This window comes from Sphingomonas sp. (genome assembly GCF_039594485.1).
Lineage (GTDB): Bacteria > Pseudomonadota > Alphaproteobacteria > Sphingomonadales > Sphingomonadaceae > Sphingomonas.
This window is the reverse complement of sequence record NZ_JBCNNI010000023.1, coordinates 48,399-66,263: the sequence shown is the minus strand read 5'-3', so window position 1 is coordinate 66,263 and position 17,865 is coordinate 48,399. Positions and strand designations below refer to the sequence as shown.

Here is a 17,865-nt window from a genome sequence, read left to right as displayed (position 1 = left end):
GATACATGCCCTACTATCCGGTCCCGTAGATCGCCTGAATATGCTCGACCCATGATCCACCTCCAGATCAGGAGGAATCACATTTCCTGATAAAGTGGAATCCCCCTTGATTCCTGCTTCACGCTCGGCGCTCTAAGTGTTTGATCCCGGTATTTGACGGTGCATCACCGGCACAAGCCTGGAAGGAAGCCCGATGGGGCATGTTCTGCACGGGAGCGCCCGCACGACTGAGGCTTTCCCTTGGCCCCTTCGCCGGGGCAGGCTACCGCTACAGCATAGTCAACAGAGCCTGAGGGTATGAAGAGCATCACGGGATCAACCAGAAGACCATGGCGAAGTGGAAGAAAGGGACGGCGGTCAAGGATTTGCCGTCCGGGCCAAAGGCCCCGAACGCGACGGGTCTGGCCATCTAGGACGAAGTGGTCATCATGGCCCTGCCACGGCACAGTTTACAGCATCTCGGAGGCCTTCGCGCATACCCTCAAACGCGATTATGTCCCCGGCTCACCGCTGCCCGATCGTGCAATGGTTTCAATAGCCACTTAAACCCGTCCGGCGAAACGGACGCAAGATCAGGTGGTTGCCTGCAACGGTGTAAAGAGCGACTATCATCTCGCAGCCGGCCAGCATTGGCATTGCAAGTCAGTTTCACTATCATTAATGCCCCCTCGAAATTCGAACGGGGACGCACATCATGAAGCCTATCATCCTGGCCGGCGTTGCGCTGGCGGTGCTTGCGGGAACGCCCGCCTTTGCTGCCATGCCGGACAATCTCGATCGTCAGCCACGCGCCGAGCCAGCGGCCGATCAGGACCGCGATATCCTGGTGGAGGGGCGCCGGGACGAAGCGTTTGCAGGCACCAAGACCGAAACGCCGCTGATCCAGGTGCCACAGCCGCTGACCGTCATCCCCGAGGATGTGTATCTGGCGCAGGGCGCGATCAATATTTCCGATACCGTCCGCTATGCCGCCGGGGTCAATTCCGACGCCTATGGCCGCGACACCCGCGTCGACAGCTTCACGATCCGCGGGGTCAATGCACTGCAGTTCCGCGACGGGATGCGCGATATCTTCAGCTATTATGCCAGCATCGCGTCCGACCCCTATAATTTCTCACGGGTCGAGGTGGTGCGCGGCCCCGCCTCGGTGCTCTTCGGGCAGGGTTCGATCGGCGGGATCGTCAATCTCGTGTCGAAGACGCCGCTGTTCACCAACAGCGCGGACATGAACCTCGTCTATGGCAGCTATGACCGCAAGGAGATGATGGCCGATGTCAACGGTGTGGCGGGCGACACGCTGGCCGCGCGGATCGTCGCGCGGGTGCGCGATGCCGACACCTATGTCGATCACGTCCCCGACGACCGGGTGATGATCGCCCCGTCCGTCACCTGGCGGCCGGGCTCGCACACCGACGTGACATTGCTCGGCCTCTATCAGAAGGACAATACCGGCTCGACCGCCAACTTCCTGCCGGTCATCGGCACGCTTTACGACAATCCGGGCAATCCGCGCCTGTCGCGCTATCTGTTCGTCGGCAAGCCGGGATATGATCGATATGACGGGCGGCTGCTCCAGGGATCGGGAATCGTCACCCACCGATTCAACGACGATCTGAAGCTCAGCCTCAAGGCGCGCTACATCGACAGCGACCTCGACTATTTCACCCATTACACCGACAGCTACAGCAACCCGACCAACCCCTATGTGGAGGGCAGCAACGGACGGCGCATCGGCCTCTATGCGGGCTCGTCGGTCGCGCGGCTGAACGTCTTTTCGACCGACAACAACGTCCAGTGGCATTTCCAGACCGGCCCGGCGGTGGAGCACACGCTGCTCGCGGGAGTCGACTATAGCTGGAACGAAGTCCGCAAGAGCGACAATTACGGCTATCAGGTCATCGACCTCTACAATATCGACTATCGCTCGATCATCGAACCGCCGCTAGTCGCCCCCTTCACCCGCGACACGCAGAAGCAGCTCGGCCTCTATGTCCAGGACCAGATCCGGCTGTGGGACCGCGTCTCGGTGGTGCTGGGCGCGCGCCGCGACCGGGTGCGCGGATCCAGCCTGGATGTGACCAGCGGCATCACCAGCCGCACGACCGACACCGCCACCACCTTCCGCGCCGGTATCATCGGCGAGGTGGGGGCGGGCCTGTCGCCCTTCTTCAGCTACACCGAGAGCTTTCAGCCGATCGCCGGCCGGACCACGGCGGGCACCCCGTTCCGCCCGCAGACCGGCAAGCAGTTCGAGGGCGGCGTGAAGTGGCAGCCCGACCGCGCGACGCTCGTCACCCTGACCGGCTTCCACATCAAGGAACTGAACCGCCCCGTCACCGATCCCGCCAACCCGATGGGGCAGATCCAGGCGGGCGAGCTGACCACCAAGGGTTTCGAGCTGGAAGCGACCCGGGCCCTGCCCGGTGATTACGATCTGTCGCTGGCCTATGGCCTCAATGATGTCGATGGCGACACGGGCGAGATCGGCTATCTTTCGCGCCACACCGCGTCTGCCTGGGGTACGAAGACGTTCAAGGGCGACTGGGCGACCCTGCGGCTGGGCGCGGGCGTCCGCTATCTGGGACAGCAGGTTTCGGGCAACGCGGCATGGACGATCGTCACCCCCGCACGCACCATGGTCGATGGCCTGGTCGAGCTGGAGCGCGATCGGTGGCGCCTGCGCCTCAACGCCACCAACCTGCTCGACAATCGCGGCTATGCATCCTGCCTTGCCCGCGGCGACTGTTTCGTCTCGGCACCGCGCAACGTGATGCTGTCGCTGGGCTATCGGCTCTAGGGCATACCAGCGCTGGCGATCAGCGCTGCCATATCGTGCTCGGTCCCGGGGGGCGGCGGGACAAGTACGCTATCACCGTTTCAAAGGCTGTTCCGCCCCCGGTTCATCTCTTCGGCAAGGGACGAAAGGATCACCCACGCTCTCCGGGCGTGGGTGATCTCGCCCGTGTCATTCCCTCATATCCATCCATCGGGAAGGGCCCGTCGTGATGACTTACGGATGGCCCGGATCGTTCATCGAGATGGAGTGCATCCTGCCGCTCCTCACCGATCGGGCTGCGCCCGGTCGAACTTGCCCGCCTGATAATCGGCGATCGCCTGACGGATTTCCTGCTCGGTGTTCATGACGAAGGGGCCTCGCGCGACCACCGGCTCGCCCAGGGGGTCGGCATGACCGAACAGCAGCACCGTGTCCGCCAGCGCCTCGATCGTGACCGCGTCTCCGTCGTCGTTCATCCGCACCAGATTCCACCTGTCCACGTCCACGCCATCGATGCGGATCGCGCCGCGTACGACGTAGAGGAAGACCGAACGGCTCGCCGGCACCGGAAGCGTGACGCTCGCACCGCCGTTCAGCTCGACGGTCGACATGAAGACATCGGTCAGTGACTCGATCGGTCCCACCGCACCATCAAAGGCCCCGGACACCAGGTTCAATTGCCCGGCGCCATTCGGCAGGGGAAGCGAGGGGATCCGGTCCCGCGATACCCCGATATAGCGCGGGTCCGTCATCTTCAGGCGTGCAGGCAGATTGACCCAGAGCTGAAGGATTTCCATCGGCCCACCGTCTCGCTTGAACGCGGGCGGCGACAGCTCCGCATGGACAAGGCCCGACCCGGCCGTCATCCACTGCACCCCGCCCGTCTCGATGATGCTCTCATGCCCGCCGGTGTCATAATGGGCCAGGCTGCCGTCGAGGATGAAGGTCACGGTTTCAAAGCCGCGATGCGGGTGGGGACCGAACGGCAACCCCGCATTGCCCGGCGCATAGGTCTGAGGGCCGTGATGGTTCAGGAACAGGAACGGATCGATCTGGTCGAGACCGGGCCCCGGGACGGGCCGCCGGGTCGTCAGATCGCCGATGTCGTCCCGCAACGCCGGATAGAGGTGAGCAACGGTCCGCATGGTTCAGCCCTTCCGAGCGGCAGAGAAACTTTCCATCGCCGTCGCATAGGGCGGCGTGGTGGAGGCGTAGAGAGCGCCGAACTGCAACGCATCATCGCGCTGCCATGTCTTCTGCAATTCCGCAATCAGCGCGTTGGTGGTGGTCACGGTCACGCCAGCCTGCGCCATGCGCGTCGTCGCGACCTGAGCCACCTGCGCGCTGACGTCGCCGGACGCATCGATCACGGCATAGACCCTATATCCCTCCGCCAGCGCGGCCAATGCCGGAAAGGCGACACAGACGCTGGTCCAGACACCGGCGATGACCAGCGTCTTGCGCCCCGTGGCCGCGACCGCCTGTGGAAAGGCGGGGGCATCCCAGGCATTCACCTCGCCATGGCGCGGCACGAACGTCGCGCCTTCGATCGCCGCCGTCTCGGCGACGAGCGGTCCGTTGGGGCCTTCGGGCACGGATGCGGTAGTGATGATCGGGATTGCCAGCAATTGCGCCGCATCACGCAGCGCGGCCACATTCGCCCGCAACTGGCGCAACTCGATATCGGCGACCGTCTGGAACAAGCCCGCCTGATGGTCGACGAGCAGGAGAACCGTGTCGTTGGGATCGGCGAAGACGCTCATGGTGATGTTCCTTTGCTTATCTGTCCGATCCAATTTATGTTCGCCACATCGGGATCAAAATATAGGATATGGCGAACCTTGTGTTCGCCATAAGCGAACGATGCGGCCGACGATCGAGGAATTACAGACCTTCGTGCGCGTCGTGGAGACGGGTGGCGTCGCAGCGGCGGCGCGCCGGATGAATCTCGCCAAATCGGTCGTCAGCAAACGCCTGCGCGATCTGGAGACCGCATTGCAGACCGATCTGTTCCTGCGGGTCGGTCGTCGGCTCCAGCCGACCGATGCCGGCCTGATAGCCTATGAGGATGCGCTTCCCATTCTGTCCGGTGTCGATCGTCTGGTCGAAGACGCCATGGCCCAGACGTCCCGTGTCGTGGGCATCATCCGCATGGCGGCCCCCCATAGCTTCGGTCAGAGGCGGCTGGCGCCCATCGTGTTCGACTTCATGACGGAGCATCGCGGTATCGAGGTGCATCTGGAACTCGACGACCGGCGCGTCGACCTTCGCGCGGGCGGGTTCGATCTGGCGGTGCGGATCGGGCCTGTCGATGACGAGGCGCTCGCCTTCCGGCCAATCGGCCTTTCCCCTGCCCGCCTCTACGCATCGCCGGCCTACGCATCGAGCCGCACGATGCCGACGGATCCCCGCGACCTCGCCGACCATCATTGCCTCGCCTATAATGGCGGCGGAGGACCATCGCCATGGCGCTTCGAGACGACCGGAAAAGGCCAGAGCTTTGCCCTGAGCCCGACGACACGGCTTCAGACAAATGGCAGCGAAGCACTGGTGGCCGCGGCGATCGCGGGCCTGGGCATCACGCGGCTGCCCGATTTCCTGGCCGATGACGCAGTGGCCGCGGGACAATTGCAAATCGTCGACATGCCCGACTGGTCGCTTCCGGGCGAGCCGATCAACGTGATCTGGCCCAGGAAGAAGCGCATGAAGCGGGCGGCGTCCGCCTTGCTGAACACCATAACCGGGATATTCGACCAGCTTTCGTCCGCCCCTCATCCTCCCAAAGGTTGATCCTACCAATCGGTGGACAGGGTCGTGAGGTGCTCCGCGACATAATCGATCAGAGCGCGAACCTTTGCGGTGGGACGGCGCGTCGGGTGGGTGACGATATGGATTGCGCCCATGTCCGCCAGGGGTTCGTCCAGCATGATCTCGACGAGATGTCCCTCGGCCAACGCCGACGCGACGATGAAACGGGGACCATAGACGATCCCCTGCCCTCCTATCGCTGCCGTCATGAGCGCATGGCCATTGTCCGCGACGAGCGAGCCGCGCACGGGAATGCGGATACTGCCCTCCTTCCCGAACCGCCAGCGTGTCGCCGGACCATCCACCGCCAAGGTGTAGCCAAGACAATCATGGTCGCGCAGATCGGCAACCGAACTCGGAGTACCGCGTCGGTGGAGATAGGCTGGTGCTGCGCAGAGCGAGAGCCGCGCGTCCGCCAGCTTGCGCGCGACGAGTCCGCTGTCGGGGAGACGGCCGATACGGATCGCCATGTCCCACCGCTCCTCCAGCAGATCGACGACGCGGTCGTTGAACCCCATCTCGATCGTCACGCCCGGATACCGCTCGGCGAAACCGGGCAGCAATGGCGCCAGGTGCATCGTGCCGAACACCGCCGGCACGCTCACCCGCACCAGCCCCTCGGCCAGGATGGTGCGCGCCGACGCTTCGGCTTCGGCCTCGGCCAGTTCGGCGAGCAGGCGCTCGGCCCGATCGAGGAACTGCTCCCCCGCCTCGGTCAGCGACAGGCGCCGCGTCGTTCGGTGGACCAAAGTCGTGCCCAGCCGCGCTTCCAGCGCTTCCAGATGACGGGCCGCCATGGCGGACGACATGTGCATCGCCCGCCCGGCCGCCGACAGGCTGCCCAGCCGGATCGCTCGGACAAACACCTCCAGCCCCGTCAACCGATCGGCCATGATCTTCTACTCCTGATATTAAGTGATCACATCATAAGGTCGCTTATCCATATCGGGTAGCCAGTCCATATGGTTGGTGAAAGGTGACAACCGATGTTCGACGTCTCTTCCGATCGCCCCGCCCGCCAGCCCGCGCTGTTCCTGCCCCATGGAGGCGGCCCCTGCTTCTTCATGGATGATCCACGCGATATATGGACGAACATGGGCGCATTTCTGCGCGCCGTGCCGGACATGCTCCCGGCGCGGCCCCGGGCGATCCTGATCGCGTCCGGTCACTGGGAAACCAAAGGCTTTGCGTTCACGGGGGCGGACGAACCGAGCCTGATCTATGATTACTACAACTTCCCCGCGCATACCTATGCCCTGCGCTACGATGTACCGGGCGCGCCGGAGCTGGCCGCGCGTGCGGCCGATCTGCTGGCGGGCGCCGGGTTGGCCGCACATGTCGATCCCGCGCGCGGCCTCGACCATGGTGTGTTCGTGCCGTTGAAGGTGGCTTTCCCCGATGCCGCAATTCCGGTGGTGGAAATGTCCGTCGAGCGAACGCTCGACCCCGCCCGCGCGATCGAGGCCGGACGCGCGCTATCGCCGCTGCGTGACGAGGGCGTGCTGATCATCGGCTCGGGCATGAGCTTCCACAATATGCGGGGCTATGGCGATCCGCGCTCGACCGCGCCGTCGGTGGCGTTCGATCGCTGGCTGACCGATGCCGTTCGGCAACCCGGCCCCGATCGCGCCCGATCGCTGGCGGCCTGGGAAGAGGCGCCTGCCGCCCGGTTTGCGCATCCGAAGGCGGAGCATCTGCTGCCGCTCATGGTGGCAGCGGGCGCTGGCGACGATGCGCCCGGCGAAAAAATCTATGGTGAGCAGGTTCTGGAAACCGCCATCTCGGGCTTTCGGTTCGGCTGACGGCGAACGATCAAGGAGAATATCACAGTGATCCCTATCGAAGAAAAGACCACGTTTCCCGCCAATTGGGCACCGCGCCTGCTTTCCGTCCTGCGGATCGTGGTTGGTCTGTTATTCCTGGCGCATGGGATCGTGAAGCTGTTCGGCTTTCCCGCCGGCGCGCAGCCGGGTCAGGTGGCCCTGTTCAGCATTTATGGTCTGGCCGGCGTGCTGGAATTCGCTGGCGGGCTGCTGATCGTCGCAAGACTGTTGACGCGTCCGGTCGCCTTCCTGCTGTCGGGCGAAATGGCCTTTGCCTATTTCATCGCGCATGCCCCCGTCAGCTTCTTTCCCGGGGTCAATGGCGGTGAGGCGGCGATCCTGTTCTGCTTCGTATTCCTCTATCTCGCCGCTGCCGGACCGGGGCCATGGAGCCTCGATGCCCGCAGCCGATAAGGCGTGATGGCACCGGCAAGGTCGCCGATCTCAGCCTCGCCCAGCTCAAGGCCCTGCGCCTGCGACAGGACGAGGGCGGCCCGGATGCGGCGATCACCGACCAATCTATCCCCACGCTGAACGAGTTGCTGGCGCTGGCGAAGGACCGGATCGTCCTGAACCTGGATGTGAAGGATGCAATCTATGGCGAGGTGGTGGACGCGGTCCACCGCGTGGGCGCTCGGGACCGGGGATCGTCTAGTCCTTTGCCGGGGTTGCATCCGTGCCACTGGCCGCGATCACACCCTATCGCTACGTGCCCTTCGTCGTGATCCCGAGGCGCGGACCGCCCCCGAAACGATATTGAGGCCGCCTGGCTGACATGGGTGTCAGGCTGTTCCAGACAGACGCGGTCGAGGCCCTGACCCGATATCGTGCGGAACGCGAGCACCGCGCCCGTTGATGCGCCTGCAAAGCCTGGGCTCACGCCCCTAGCGCGTGAGCCGTTCCTCGAACGCCTGCATCGTGCAGAGCCCCGCCACGTCCCGCGCGGTGCATCCCGTGATGGGCAGAACAGCGACATAGGGCACCGTTTTCGCCGGATCGGCGAGCGTACGGATCTGATCGGGCGTCTGCGAACGATAGAGCGCGCGGACATAGGCGTGTCCCTGCGCATCGACCAGACGCTCCAGCACGATGGCGCCACCGGGTGCGGGATCATCGGCGGCCAGCCCCGGCACCTTCCAATGCAGGTCGAGCAAGCCGCCCAGGCTGGCGATATTGGTGTCGTGGCCCGAGATCATCGTCACGACCGGCCCCTTGGCCTCCGTCAGGCCCTGCACGATCAACGGAGTGATCCCCGCCATATTGGCCCTGGCGACATAGCGCGGCCGCGCGAGCAGGCGGAATTCCTCGGCATGGAACACGCCCAGTCGTTCGATATCGGCCGGCGTCGCGCGGCCCCAGCCCACCTCCGCCATCGGCTTGCCCTCGGCATATTCGAGCAGCAGGATTTGTGCCGCGGTCGAGGCGCGGTCGAGCGCACCCGTCAGCTTGGGCCGTTTGCCCGGCTTGGCGGGGGCAAGACCCGAGGGAGCCTGCGTCACGCCGCATGCGGGCGACAGGGGCGCGCAGAGGATCGCGTTCAGCCGCGCCAGTTCGGGCGCCAGCCGTGTCTCCACCGCGGCGATACCGCCCTCGCCCCCGGCACCAGCCAACACCGCCTGTCGCGCCTGCACCGCGTCGAACGGGACCGCGCCCTCGTCGATCGGCGAGAAGATCGGGTCCGGCACGTCCTGCGGCTTGTGCGCGATCGCGATGGTGCAGCCCGGCATCAGCGTGCCGGCATAGGCCTCGGCCGTACGGATCGTCCGCTCGTCGCTGTCGGCCACGATCCGCACATCGACGCAACCGGTGCGCGGCAACAGCCCCGCCGCAGTCCAGACGCTGCGGTCATGGCGGCCCAGTCGCGCGATAGCCGCCTGCCCATGCGGTGTGAGATAGCCCGGCGCGACCGGCCAGTTCGGCCAGGGGGCGCTGGCGCTGCCGTCCGGCATGGGGGGCGCCTTGGTTGGCGGGCGGACGCCGTGCCGCATCAGCATCACCACCCGGTCGAGCTTCAGCCCCGGCGGCGGTGCGGGCTCCTGCGCGGCAAGCGGTGTCGCGGCGAGCAGCGACAGGGCCAGAATGGCGGACTTCGACACCGGCGATCCTTTCATCAGAAGTGCAACTGCACGCCCCAGCGGAAGCTGTAGCCATAGCGCTCACGCTCGACCAGTTGCGGCTTGGTACCGATGAAGCGCCGCCACGGCGCATCGGTGAGGTTCAGCGCCTGGCCGAAGAAGGTGAGTTGCGGTGTCACCTCATAGGACAGGTTCAGGTCCAACTGGCCGTTATTGTCGGTGTACTGGTCGGTTGCCGCCGTCGCCCCGATCGTGTCGAGATATTTCGACCGATAGGAATAGGCCGCCCGCACCGCGATCCCGTATTTCTCATAGAAGAGCTGCGCCGTACCGACGTCGCGCGATTGCAGGAACAGGGGGAAGTCGCCGCTACGCCCCCCGGGGATCGTGCCCTGACCATGGCCGGTGATATGCGCGTAATTGGCCGACACGCCGAACCCGTCGAGCACGCCGGGCAGGAAGGTGAAGCGGACCTGGAGATTGGCCTCGATCCCCTGAAGCATCGCCTGGTCGACATTGATCGGCTGGACGAGGTTGATCCCGGTCAGCGCCTGCCCGCCGAACGTGCCCGACGCGTTGACCGTCGTGCCGGTATAGATCGGGTTGTCGATATGCTTGTAGAAATAGCCGAGCGAGACGATCCCCTGCCCCGGCAGATAATATTCCAGCGCGGCGTCGAGATTGACCGCCTTGTAAGGCTTCAACCCCGGATTGCCGAGCGTGACGGTGGTCGGCGAGGCCGTCTGGTCGACCTGCACATAGGGCGCAAGGTCGGGATAGTTGGGGCGGCCGATCGCTGTCGTCGCCGCCGCGCGCACGATCAGGCCATCGCGGATTTCCCATTTCGCGTTCACGCCGGGAAACCAGTTGGTGTAGGATTTCGCGCCGAAGCTGTTGTAATCCTCGTTCAGGGCCGACGTGGCGGTAATCAGCTTCGCCCTGGTCCGGTCCTGGGTATGCTCGACCCGCACCCCCGGCGTCAGGGTCAGCGCGCCCAGGCGCAGCGTCGCCATCGCATACCCCGCCGTGATCTGTTCGGCGACATCATAGTCGTTCGCCAGGCTGTTGGCGCGGCTGGACGCGATATTGGCGGTGATGGTTCCGGGATTGGCCGCGAGGAACGCCTGGGCCCGGCCATAGTCCACCCGGACCGGGAAGACATAGCGACCGTCATAGAAGCCGCTGTCGCCCAGATAGGAGACATTGGCGAGCGTGAAGCTGCGTCCGCTGGTCAGGCCATAGGTCAGATAGTCGCGGGCATTGGTCTTGCTGCGGTCGAGATACTTGACGCCGACCTTGATCGTGCTGTCCTGCCCCAGGGCCACGGGGAGCGTCAGATCGGCCCGCCCCTGCCACAAGGTCTCGACCGCGTTGCGATAGTCGTAATTGACGCTGTTGAGCGAATAGCCGATCTGGTTGGCATTGGGCTGGATCGTCGGGATGAAGTTGTACGGTGTATCCGACACGTCGTAATTGACGGTCAGTGCACTGCCGCCGGTGCGGAAATTATATTCCGAGCGCAGCGGGTCGCGCTTCTGCGCGCGGGTCCAGGCCCCCGCCAGGTCGAGAATGGCACCGCCGAACCGGAAATGGCCGCCACCCTGCACCGACCCGGTATTGTCTGCCTCTTCACGCCGACGCACGCGAACACTGCCACGGCCTCGGAAGGTTCCGGCGACATCGCCGGTCGGCGTGATCGCCGACTGGTTGTCGATGATGAACTGGTCGCGCGTCTCATTGTCGTCGAACCGTGACAGCGTGCCCCGCAGGAACAGTTGTGCCGCCTCTGACGGGTGCCAGTCGAGGTTCAGCACCACGCCTTCGCGGGTACGGACCAGATTATAGTCGCGCAGCCCCGCCTGGTCGGGCAGCGTGACGGTCCGCCCGGCCGCCGTGACACTGCGCCAGTTGGTCGAGCCCTGAAAATTCTCGGATTCGATCGGCCGCTGCGAATAGTTGACCGACAGGACCGCGCCGAACTGCTGCTCGGGGCCGAAGCGTCCACCGACCTGGACGTCAGCCTCATAGGGATGCTTGCCGTTCAGATGATAGGCCCCGTACTGAAGCCGTGCATCGGCGAAGGACGACGCCTTGCGGTCGAACGCGGTCAGCGTGCGGATATTGACCTCGCCGCCAATGGCGTTGGCGTCCTGATCCGGGGTCAGCGACTTGGTGACGATCACCGAATTGATGAGCGCCGAGGGGAGATCGTCCAGCTTCACCTGCCGCCCGTCGGGCTCCGGCGCGGGCATGGTCAGGCCGTTCAGGACGACATTGACCAGGTTCGGATTGACGCCCCGAATGATGACATAGCGCCCCTCGCCCTGGTCGTTGGCCACCGACACGCCGGGCAGGCGGCGAACCGCCTCGGCGACATTCTGGTCCGGCAGCTTGCCGACATCGTTGGCGTATAGCGCCTCGACGACATTGTCCGCCTGCCGCTTGGCCTCGATCGCCTTCCTCTCGCCCTGAGCCGTGCCGACGACGACGATATCGGCGGGCGTTCCGCCATCACCGGCACCGGCACCGGCCACCGTCGGGCCGGCCTGCGCGCTGGCGCTGCCCGCCACCAAAAGGCCAAGGGCCGAGGCGCCGGCGAGCAGCGTAAAGGTCTTCATGATGGCGTTCACCCCTGTTGCCGCCATGGCGACGGTTGGGATGTCCGGTAGGTCCGGTGAAAGACACGAACGCGACACTGCCGTTAACAAATTGTGACAGCAGTAACCACCCTTCCACCGCGGCCACATCCGCCGGACGACTTGGCCGGGAATCGTGATCGCCCGACGGCGGGAAGCCAGCCCCGCCCCCCTTTCACGTCCGATCAAGGGGCTATCACGCTAAGCGGCGAATTTTTCTGACTCCGGGTTTCCATCGCGCCCCATCAAGCCCGGACGGCCCAGCAGATAACCCTGCGCCTCGTTACAGCCTTCGGTCCGCAGGAAATCGAGCTGCGACGCGGTCTCCACCCCCTCCGCCAGAACGGGAATCGACAGGCTGTCGCCCAGCGCCAGGACCGCCCGGATGATGGCGGCCGATTGCGGCGCCACGTCCAGTTCGGTCATGAACGAGCGGTCGAGCTTGATCTTGTCGAAGGGGAAGGAACGCAGCGTCGACAGCGATGAATAGCCCGTGCCGAAATCGTCCATCGCGATCGACACGCCGAGCGCCTTCAACTGGCGCAACACATGCGTCGTGCGCTCGGGATCCGCGATCATCGCGGACTCGGTGATCTCCAGCTCCAGCCGAGCGGGTGCCAGGCCGGTTTCGACCAGAATCTGATCGACCAGCCGGGGCAGGTCGACATGGCCGAGCTGTACCGGCGACAGGTTCACCGCGATCTTCCACGGAATCGTCCAGGCCACCGCCTCCTGGCAGGCGCGCCGCAGGGCCCACTCGCCGATCGGAAGGATAAGGCCGGTCTGCTCGGCGATCCCGATGAACTCGAACGGCGAGACCTTGGTGCCGTCGGGCTTGGTCCAGCGGAGCAACGCCTCATACCCGGTAATCTCGCCGGTCTCGACCGATGCCTGCACCTGCCAGTGGATCGCAAACTGCTCGTGCTCCAGCGCGTCGCGCAGTTCGGAGGCGATGCGGCGACGCGCCCGGACCGCTTGGTCCATTTCCTCTTCATAGAAGCAATAGTCGGTCGCGATACTCGACTTGGCGCGATACATCGCCAGATCGGCATTGTTGATCAGCGCCGACAGCTCACCGGCGTCCTGCGGCCAGAGCGCGACACCCACGCTCATGCCGCAGCTCAGCGACGACCGGTCATAGTCGACGGGCTCGGTGATCGCGGCACGCAGCCGATCGATGAGGTCGATCGCATCTTCGTGATCCTCGATGGCGATCAACGCCACGAACTCATCCCCACCCAACCGGGCCAGGAACTCACCGTGCCGAGTCAGCGCCTTCATCCGTTTCCCGATGGTGGCAAGCAGATGATCCCCTGCGGCATGACCGTGCGTGTCATTGACGTCCTTGAAGCCGTCGAGATCGATCGAGAGCAGCGCCAGGCGGCGGCCGGGCCCATCTGCCGTAGTCTGGTGATGGGACCACTCCAGAAACGACGCGCGGTTGGGCAGTCCGGTCAGGCTGTCGTTGCGGGCCAGATGCGCGATGCGGCGCTCCTGCGCCAATCGCTGACGCACGTCGCGAAGCGCATAGATCATGTATGATTGGCTTTGGTCCTGGTCGACTCGCAGGGCGATCTCGACGGGAATGACGGAGCCATCAGCGGCCCCGAGATTGCGCTGGACCAGGGCACCGGGCTCGATCGATCGGATGTCCGCAACCCAGCGGCCAAGCGACTGTCCCAGGACATCGTCGTCGCCCACGCCCGAAAGCTCCGCGAATGCGCCGTTCGCAGCGATGATCCGCCCCTCGCTCTCGACGATCATCGCATCGACGCTACCCTCCATCACGCGTTCCAGACGACGCTGCGAAGCGACCCGGGACGACATGTCCAGGACATAGGTGGCAAAGCCCGTGCCGAGCACCAGCAGTCCCACCGCGGCGACGGCGAACGCCATGACCATCGTCGCGCCATGGCTGTCCGGCTGATCCAGTCCCGGCGCGACGGGCGCGATCGCCAACGCCGCCATGCCGGTGAAATGAAGAAGGACGATGCTCGTCACCATGAGCATGGTCGCGGGCCATGGATTGTCCCGCTTGCGTGTCGACAAGGCACGGGTGAACGCCATTGCGCCGAAGACGACGGAGAAGAACACCGACACCACCACATAGGGGGTCGACCACGCCACCAACCCCCTGGCCGCGAAAGCCATCATGCCGGTATAGTGCATGGCGGTAACCGCCAAGCCGAAGAGCGCGCCACCCAGGACCGGGGCAAACGACCAGCGACGGACCGCGACAGCCAGCGCGATCGCGCTGCCCATGACGGCGATCACCAGCGATAGCCCCGTGATCATCGGATCATAGGCGACCGTGACACCCGGCTGATAGGCGATCATCGCGATGAAATGCGTGCACCAGATGGTCGCGCCGGTCGACAGGCCTCCCATGAAGATCCAGGCCAATCGGGCGCCGCGATCGGCCGACCGCAGCCTCTGGAGCAGCCTGATCGTGATCGCGGAGCCGGTCAGGCAGAATGCGGCGGCAAGCACGACCAAGCGAAGATCATGCTCTTGGGCCAGACAGGTAAGAAAGCGCATCAACCCTCCTAACCCATCTGCCCTATGATCATAAGTTAAATTCGACGCTAAACTAATCAGTTAACAAAATCTGTCTCATAGGGAATCTCGATCACAGCAAGCGCGCGCCCCGCCGATCGTTTTTCCTGGCGCGAAGCCGCTGTGCGGTGTCGATATTCGCAACGATGTCAGTCGCTTACCCTGAGGCTTGATCCTGCCGCAGCGGAGGCGGCCGACGTCAGGGACCGGGATACGCAACACCCCGCTGCGCCAGACAATTCTCGACGACATGGCGACGAACGCACGCTCGACGGCATCGGCGATATGCTGCGTGAGAAGAGACCGGACACAGATAGCAGCCTGCGTTCAGCTTATCGGAGGATGTTGACTGGCAAAACCCATGTCAAGGCGCCCGAGATCATCATCTCTGGTCTACTGTCAGTGCTGGAGAACGGCCTTGCCGCTAGACTTCCCGGTCAAAGAGGGCGCGGGGCCCATCTTTGACCGGAAGTGGTGCCCCTGGCCGGACTCGAACCAGCATGCCTTGCGGCGTTCGATTTTGAGTCGAATGCGTCTACCAATTTCGCCACAGGGGCAGCGAAGACGCGCTGCTAGACGAGGGTGATGGCGGGCGCAAGCGGGGATTGTCGCGATCGGCGACAATCATGGATTACGACACCAGGAAAGGCGGGCGGTGGCTTAGGCGCCATCGTTCAGTTCGTCGGCGGACGCTGGCGATAGCTGAGCGCTTCGGCGATATGGATGCGGCCGACGCGCTCCGCCCCCGCCAGATCGCCGATGGTGCGCGCCACGCGCAAGACCCGGGTATAACCGCGCGCGGTCAGCCGCATGCGCTCCGCCGCTTCGGCCAAGAGCGCCCGCCCCGCCTCATCCGGCATTGCCCAGCGTTCGAGCAGGCCGCCGTCCGCCTCGGCATTGGTGCGAACCGCCACCGGCGCATCGCGATAGCGTTCGGTCTGCCGCGCCCGCGCCGCCGCCACCCGCGCGGCGACCATGGCCGATGATTCGGCGGCGGAGGGCGCGAACAGGTCGATGGCCCGGACGGGCTGCACCTCCACGCTAAGGTCGATGCGGTCGAGCAGCGGCCCGGAAATCTTGGCTTGGTAATCGGCGGCACAGCGCGGCGCGCGGGCGCAGGCCAGTGCCGCATCGCCCAGATGTCCGCAACGGCATGGGTTCATCGCCGCCACGAGTTGGACACGCGCCGGGAAGGTGACGTGCGCATTGGCGCGCGCGATGCTCACCGTACCCGTCTCCAGCGGCTGGCGCAGCGAATCGAGTACGGCGCGCTGGAACTCGGGGAGTTCGTCGAGGAACAGGACGCCGAGATGCGCCAGGCTGACCTCGCCCGGCCGCGCCCGCAGGCCGCCACCGGTCAACGCCGCCATCGAGGCCGAGTGATGCGGCGCGCGGAAGGGGCGTGTACGGGTCAGCCGCCCTCCCGCCAGGGTTCCGGCGACGGACTGGACCATTGAAACCTCCAGCGCTTCGGCAGCGTCGAGCGGAGGAAGGATTCCCGGCAGACAGGCCGCCATCAGCGACTTGCCCGACCCCGGCGGACCGCTCATCAGCAGGTTATGGCCACCCGCCGCCGCGATCTCCAACGCGCGCCGCGCATTCTCCTGTCCTTTCACCTGTGACAGGTCAGGACCGGCAAAGCTTTCCTCGACCAGCCCGGCGTCCGGCAAAGGCAGGACCGAATGGCCCTTCAGGTGGTTGATCAGCGACAACAGATCGGGCGCGGCGATCACCGATCCGCCCCCGGCCCAGCCCGCCTCCGCCCCTTGCGCGGCGGGGCAGATCAGCCCCTTGTCGACCGCCCCCGCATGGATCGCGGCCAGCAACACGCCTGGGGACGGACCGATCCGCCCATCCAGCGCCAGTTCGCCCACCACCACATGATCGGCGAGCAGTTCCGCATCGATCACGCCCATCGCCCCCAGCAGGGCCAGCGCGATCGGCAGGTCGAAATGCGATCCCTCCTTGGGCAGGTCGGCGGGCGACAGGTTCACCGCGATGCGCTTGGGCGGCAGCGCCAGACCCATGGCGGCGATCGCGGCGCGAACCCGCTCGCGGCTCTCCCCCACCGCCTTGTCGGCCAGCCCGACCAGATTGAAGGCCGGCAGTCCGGCGATCAACTGGACCTGCACCTCGACGGCACGCGCCTCCAGCCCCAGATAGGCCACCGTGGACACGATCGTCGCCATGCGAATCCCCCTGTACGGGCTATCCCCCTGCCCGCTCATGCTTCCTGCAAAGGATGCCCCCCGACCGCAAGGGGCGATGGGCCTGTGCGGATCGTGCACGGCGGATTGACTTGGAACCCTGCTTTGCGTAAGCGGCTTGCCACCAAGGCCGTCCTCGTGGCGGCCGTTTTTATTCAGACGTATCCAAGGAATGAACGATGAAGCGGACCTTTCAGCCCAGCAACCTGGTGCGCGCTCGCCGTCACGGCTTCCGTGCGCGGATGGCGACGCCCGGCGGCCGTGCGGTGATCCGGGCGCGTCGCGCGCGCGGCCGCAAGAAGCTGTCGGCGTAATCACGACGCTGACCCGCCGCCGCGATTTCCTCGCGGCCAATGGCGGGCGACGCGTGGCGATGCCCGGCTTCGTGCTGCAGGTTCGCCCGCGTGACGACGGTGACGCCTCGATTCGCGTCGGCTTCACCGTCACCAAGAAGATCGGCAACGCGGTCGTTCGCAACCGGATGAAACGCCGGTTGCGGGCGCTCGCGCGCGATCTTTTTCCGGTCAAGGGCATATCCGGCGCGGACCATGTCCTGATCGGACGGCAAGGCGGGATCGAGCGCGACTATGGCGCGCTCACCGCCGAACTGGCCAAGGCGCTGACCCGCGCTGCCTCGCCCGAGACCGCCAGCGACCAGAAACCGCGCGAACCCCGCGTGCATCACGGTCGTGGCAAGGGGCGTGGCCCCCGTGGCGGCGCGCATCGCCAGCCAGCCTCCCCTTCGCAGGAGCCCGCGTGACGATGTTCGCGCGGGCCCTGATCCTCATCGCGCGGGGCTGGCAACTCGGCCCCTCGCTCATCCTGCCGCCCAGTTGTCGCTATCAACCATCCTGTTCGGCCTATGCAATTGAGGCCATTGGCCGCTATGGCGCGGTCAAAGGGGGCTGGTTGGCGCTCAAGCGCATTGCGCGGTGCCATCCCTGGGGCGGGCACGGACCCGACCCGGTACCCTGACACAACTGG

Annotated in this window: 15 protein-coding genes and 1 tRNA gene; 8 read left to right on the top strand and 8 right to left on the bottom strand. The window is 65.3% G+C overall.

Annotation, left to right across the window (positions count from 1 at the left end; translation table 11 throughout):
• Window positions 1-694 precede the first annotated feature (694 nt).
• Entirely contained in the window at window positions 695-2,797 is a 2,103-nt protein-coding gene (locus ABDV78_RS12665; protein WP_343527733.1) for a TonB-dependent siderophore receptor, read from the top strand.
• Window positions 2,798-3,060: 263 nt separating this feature from the next.
• On the opposite strand, the gene ABDV78_RS12660 is transcribed toward ABDV78_RS12665, so the two are convergent.
• Both ABDV78_RS12660 and ABDV78_RS12655 read right to left on the bottom strand, forming a co-directional pair.
• Window positions 3,061-3,921 carry a pirin family protein gene (locus ABDV78_RS12660; RefSeq protein ID WP_343527732.1) on the bottom strand — a complete coding sequence of 287 codons (861 nt, stop codon included), beginning with the start codon at window positions 3,919-3,921 and terminating at the stop codon, window positions 3,061-3,063.
• A gap of 3 nt (window positions 3,922-3,924) precedes the next feature.
• Window positions 3,925-4,539, bottom strand: a complete 615-nt coding sequence (locus ABDV78_RS12655) for an isochorismatase family protein (RefSeq protein WP_343527731.1) — start codon at window positions 4,537-4,539, stop codon at window positions 3,925-3,927.
• A 100-nt stretch (window positions 4,540-4,639) separates the two neighbouring features.
• Here ABDV78_RS12655 and ABDV78_RS12650 point away from each other — a divergent pair, with 100 nt between their 5' ends.
• Window positions 4,640-5,566 (top strand): LysR family transcriptional regulator, encoded by a 927-nt coding sequence (locus ABDV78_RS12650; protein WP_343527730.1) that lies wholly within the window; start codon window positions 4,640-4,642, stop codon window positions 5,564-5,566.
• 2 nt (window positions 5,567-5,568) lie between these two features.
• Here the strand turns inward: ABDV78_RS12650 and ABDV78_RS12645 are convergent, their stop codons facing one another.
• Entirely contained in the window at window positions 5,569-6,477 is a 909-nt protein-coding gene (locus tag ABDV78_RS12645) for a LysR family transcriptional regulator (protein WP_343527729.1), read from the bottom strand.
• Between the two features lie 93 nt (window positions 6,478-6,570).
• Between ABDV78_RS12645 and ABDV78_RS12640 the strand changes: the two genes are divergently transcribed.
• From ABDV78_RS12640 to ABDV78_RS12630, 3 genes are read left to right on the top strand one after another with little or no spacing between them, the layout of a single operon-like run.
• On the top strand, window positions 6,571-7,386 hold the full coding sequence (locus tag ABDV78_RS12640) for a class III extradiol ring-cleavage dioxygenase (RefSeq protein WP_343527728.1): 816 nt from the start codon (window positions 6,571-6,573) through the stop codon (window positions 7,384-7,386).
• A 27-nt stretch (window positions 7,387-7,413) separates the two neighbouring features.
• Window positions 7,414-7,821: a DoxX family protein gene (locus tag ABDV78_RS12635; RefSeq protein WP_343527727.1), complete on the top strand. Its 408-nt coding sequence runs from the start codon at window positions 7,414-7,416 to the stop codon at window positions 7,819-7,821.
• Complete coding sequence (locus tag ABDV78_RS12630; RefSeq protein ID WP_343527726.1) at window positions 7,794-8,132, top strand: hypothetical protein; 339 nt, start codon at window positions 7,794-7,796, stop codon at window positions 8,130-8,132. Before ABDV78_RS12635 ends, ABDV78_RS12630 begins: the two co-directional genes overlap by 28 nt.
• A gap of 159 nt (window positions 8,133-8,291) precedes the next feature.
• Here ABDV78_RS12630 and ABDV78_RS12625 read toward each other — a convergent pair whose 3' ends face one another.
• From ABDV78_RS12625 to ABDV78_RS12605, 5 genes are all read right to left on the bottom strand, one after another.
• The gene (locus ABDV78_RS12625; RefSeq protein WP_343527724.1) at window positions 8,292-9,503 is read right to left on the bottom strand and encodes a histidine-type phosphatase; all 1,212 of its coding nucleotides are present in this window, start codon (window positions 9,501-9,503) and stop codon (window positions 8,292-8,294) included.
• A 14-nt stretch (window positions 9,504-9,517) separates the two neighbouring features.
• Window positions 9,518-12,100 carry a TonB-dependent receptor gene (locus tag ABDV78_RS12620; protein WP_343527723.1) on the bottom strand — a complete coding sequence of 861 codons (2,583 nt, stop codon included), beginning with the start codon at window positions 12,098-12,100 and terminating at the stop codon, window positions 9,518-9,520.
• A gap of 219 nt (window positions 12,101-12,319) precedes the next feature.
• Window positions 12,320-14,656, bottom strand: a complete 2,337-nt coding sequence (locus ABDV78_RS12615) for an EAL domain-containing protein (protein ID WP_343527722.1) — start codon at window positions 14,654-14,656, stop codon at window positions 12,320-12,322.
• A 490-nt stretch (window positions 14,657-15,146) separates the two neighbouring features.
• Window positions 15,147-15,231 (bottom strand) — tRNA-Leu (locus ABDV78_RS12610).
• Window positions 15,232-15,348: 117 nt separating this feature from the next.
• Entirely contained in the window at window positions 15,349-16,863 is a 1,515-nt protein-coding gene (locus tag ABDV78_RS12605; protein WP_343527721.1) for a YifB family Mg chelatase-like AAA ATPase, read from the bottom strand.
• A gap of 197 nt (window positions 16,864-17,060) precedes the next feature.
• On the opposite strand from ABDV78_RS12605, the gene rpmH reads away from it, so the two are divergent.
• The 3 genes from rpmH to yidD are packed head-to-tail and all read left to right on the top strand — an operon-like array spanning window position 17,061 to window position 17,856.
• Window positions 17,061-17,195: a 50S ribosomal protein L34 gene (rpmH, locus tag ABDV78_RS12600; RefSeq protein ID WP_007404632.1), complete on the top strand. Its 135-nt coding sequence runs from the start codon at window positions 17,061-17,063 to the stop codon at window positions 17,193-17,195.
• Window positions 17,195-17,641 carry a ribonuclease P protein component gene (gene rnpA, locus ABDV78_RS12595; RefSeq protein ID WP_343527741.1) on the top strand — a complete coding sequence of 149 codons (447 nt, stop codon included), beginning with the start codon at window positions 17,195-17,197 and terminating at the stop codon, window positions 17,639-17,641. Before rpmH ends, rnpA begins: the two co-directional genes overlap by 1 nt.
• Before the next feature lie 2 nt (window positions 17,642-17,643).
• Window positions 17,644-17,856, top strand: coding sequence for a membrane protein insertion efficiency factor YidD (gene yidD, locus ABDV78_RS12590; protein WP_267434169.1), 213 nt, complete (start codon window positions 17,644-17,646; stop codon window positions 17,854-17,856).
• The last annotated feature ends 9 nt before the right edge of the window (window positions 17,857-17,865 follow it).

What these genes read in the sequence shown, in the direction of transcription:
- ABDV78_RS12665 (WP_343527733.1), top strand. Translation starts at nt 695, where the DNA reads ATGAAGCCTATCATCCTGGCCGGCGTTGCGCTGGCGGTGCTTGCGGGA.
- ABDV78_RS12660 (WP_343527732.1), bottom strand. Translation starts at nt 3,921, where the DNA reads ATGCGGACCGTTGCTCACCTCTATCCGGCGTTGCGGGACGACATCGGC.
- ABDV78_RS12655 (WP_343527731.1), bottom strand. Translation starts at nt 4,539, where the DNA reads ATGAGCGTCTTCGCCGATCCCAACGACACGGTTCTCCTGCTCGTCGAC.
- ABDV78_RS12650 (WP_343527730.1), top strand. Translation starts at nt 4,640, where the DNA reads ATGCGGCCGACGATCGAGGAATTACAGACCTTCGTGCGCGTCGTGGAG.
- ABDV78_RS12645 (WP_343527729.1), bottom strand. Translation starts at nt 6,477, where the DNA reads ATGGCCGATCGGTTGACGGGGCTGGAGGTGTTTGTCCGAGCGATCCGG.
- ABDV78_RS12640 (WP_343527728.1), top strand. Translation starts at nt 6,571, where the DNA reads ATGTTCGACGTCTCTTCCGATCGCCCCGCCCGCCAGCCCGCGCTGTTC.
- ABDV78_RS12630 (WP_343527726.1), top strand. Translation starts at nt 7,794, where the DNA reads ATGGAGCCTCGATGCCCGCAGCCGATAAGGCGTGATGGCACCGGCAAG.
- ABDV78_RS12620 (WP_343527723.1), bottom strand. Translation starts at nt 12,100, where the DNA reads ATGAAGACCTTTACGCTGCTCGCCGGCGCCTCGGCCCTTGGCCTTTTG.
- ABDV78_RS12615 (WP_343527722.1), bottom strand. Translation starts at nt 14,656, where the DNA reads ATGCGCTTTCTTACCTGTCTGGCCCAAGAGCATGATCTTCGCTTGGTC.
- ABDV78_RS12605 (WP_343527721.1), bottom strand. Translation starts at nt 16,863, where the DNA reads ATGGCGACGATCGTGTCCACGGTGGCCTATCTGGGGCTGGAGGCGCGT.
- rpmH (WP_007404632.1), top strand. Translation starts at nt 17,061, where the DNA reads ATGAAGCGGACCTTTCAGCCCAGCAACCTGGTGCGCGCTCGCCGTCAC.
- yidD (WP_267434169.1), top strand. Translation starts at nt 17,644, where the DNA reads ATGTTCGCGCGGGCCCTGATCCTCATCGCGCGGGGCTGGCAACTCGGC.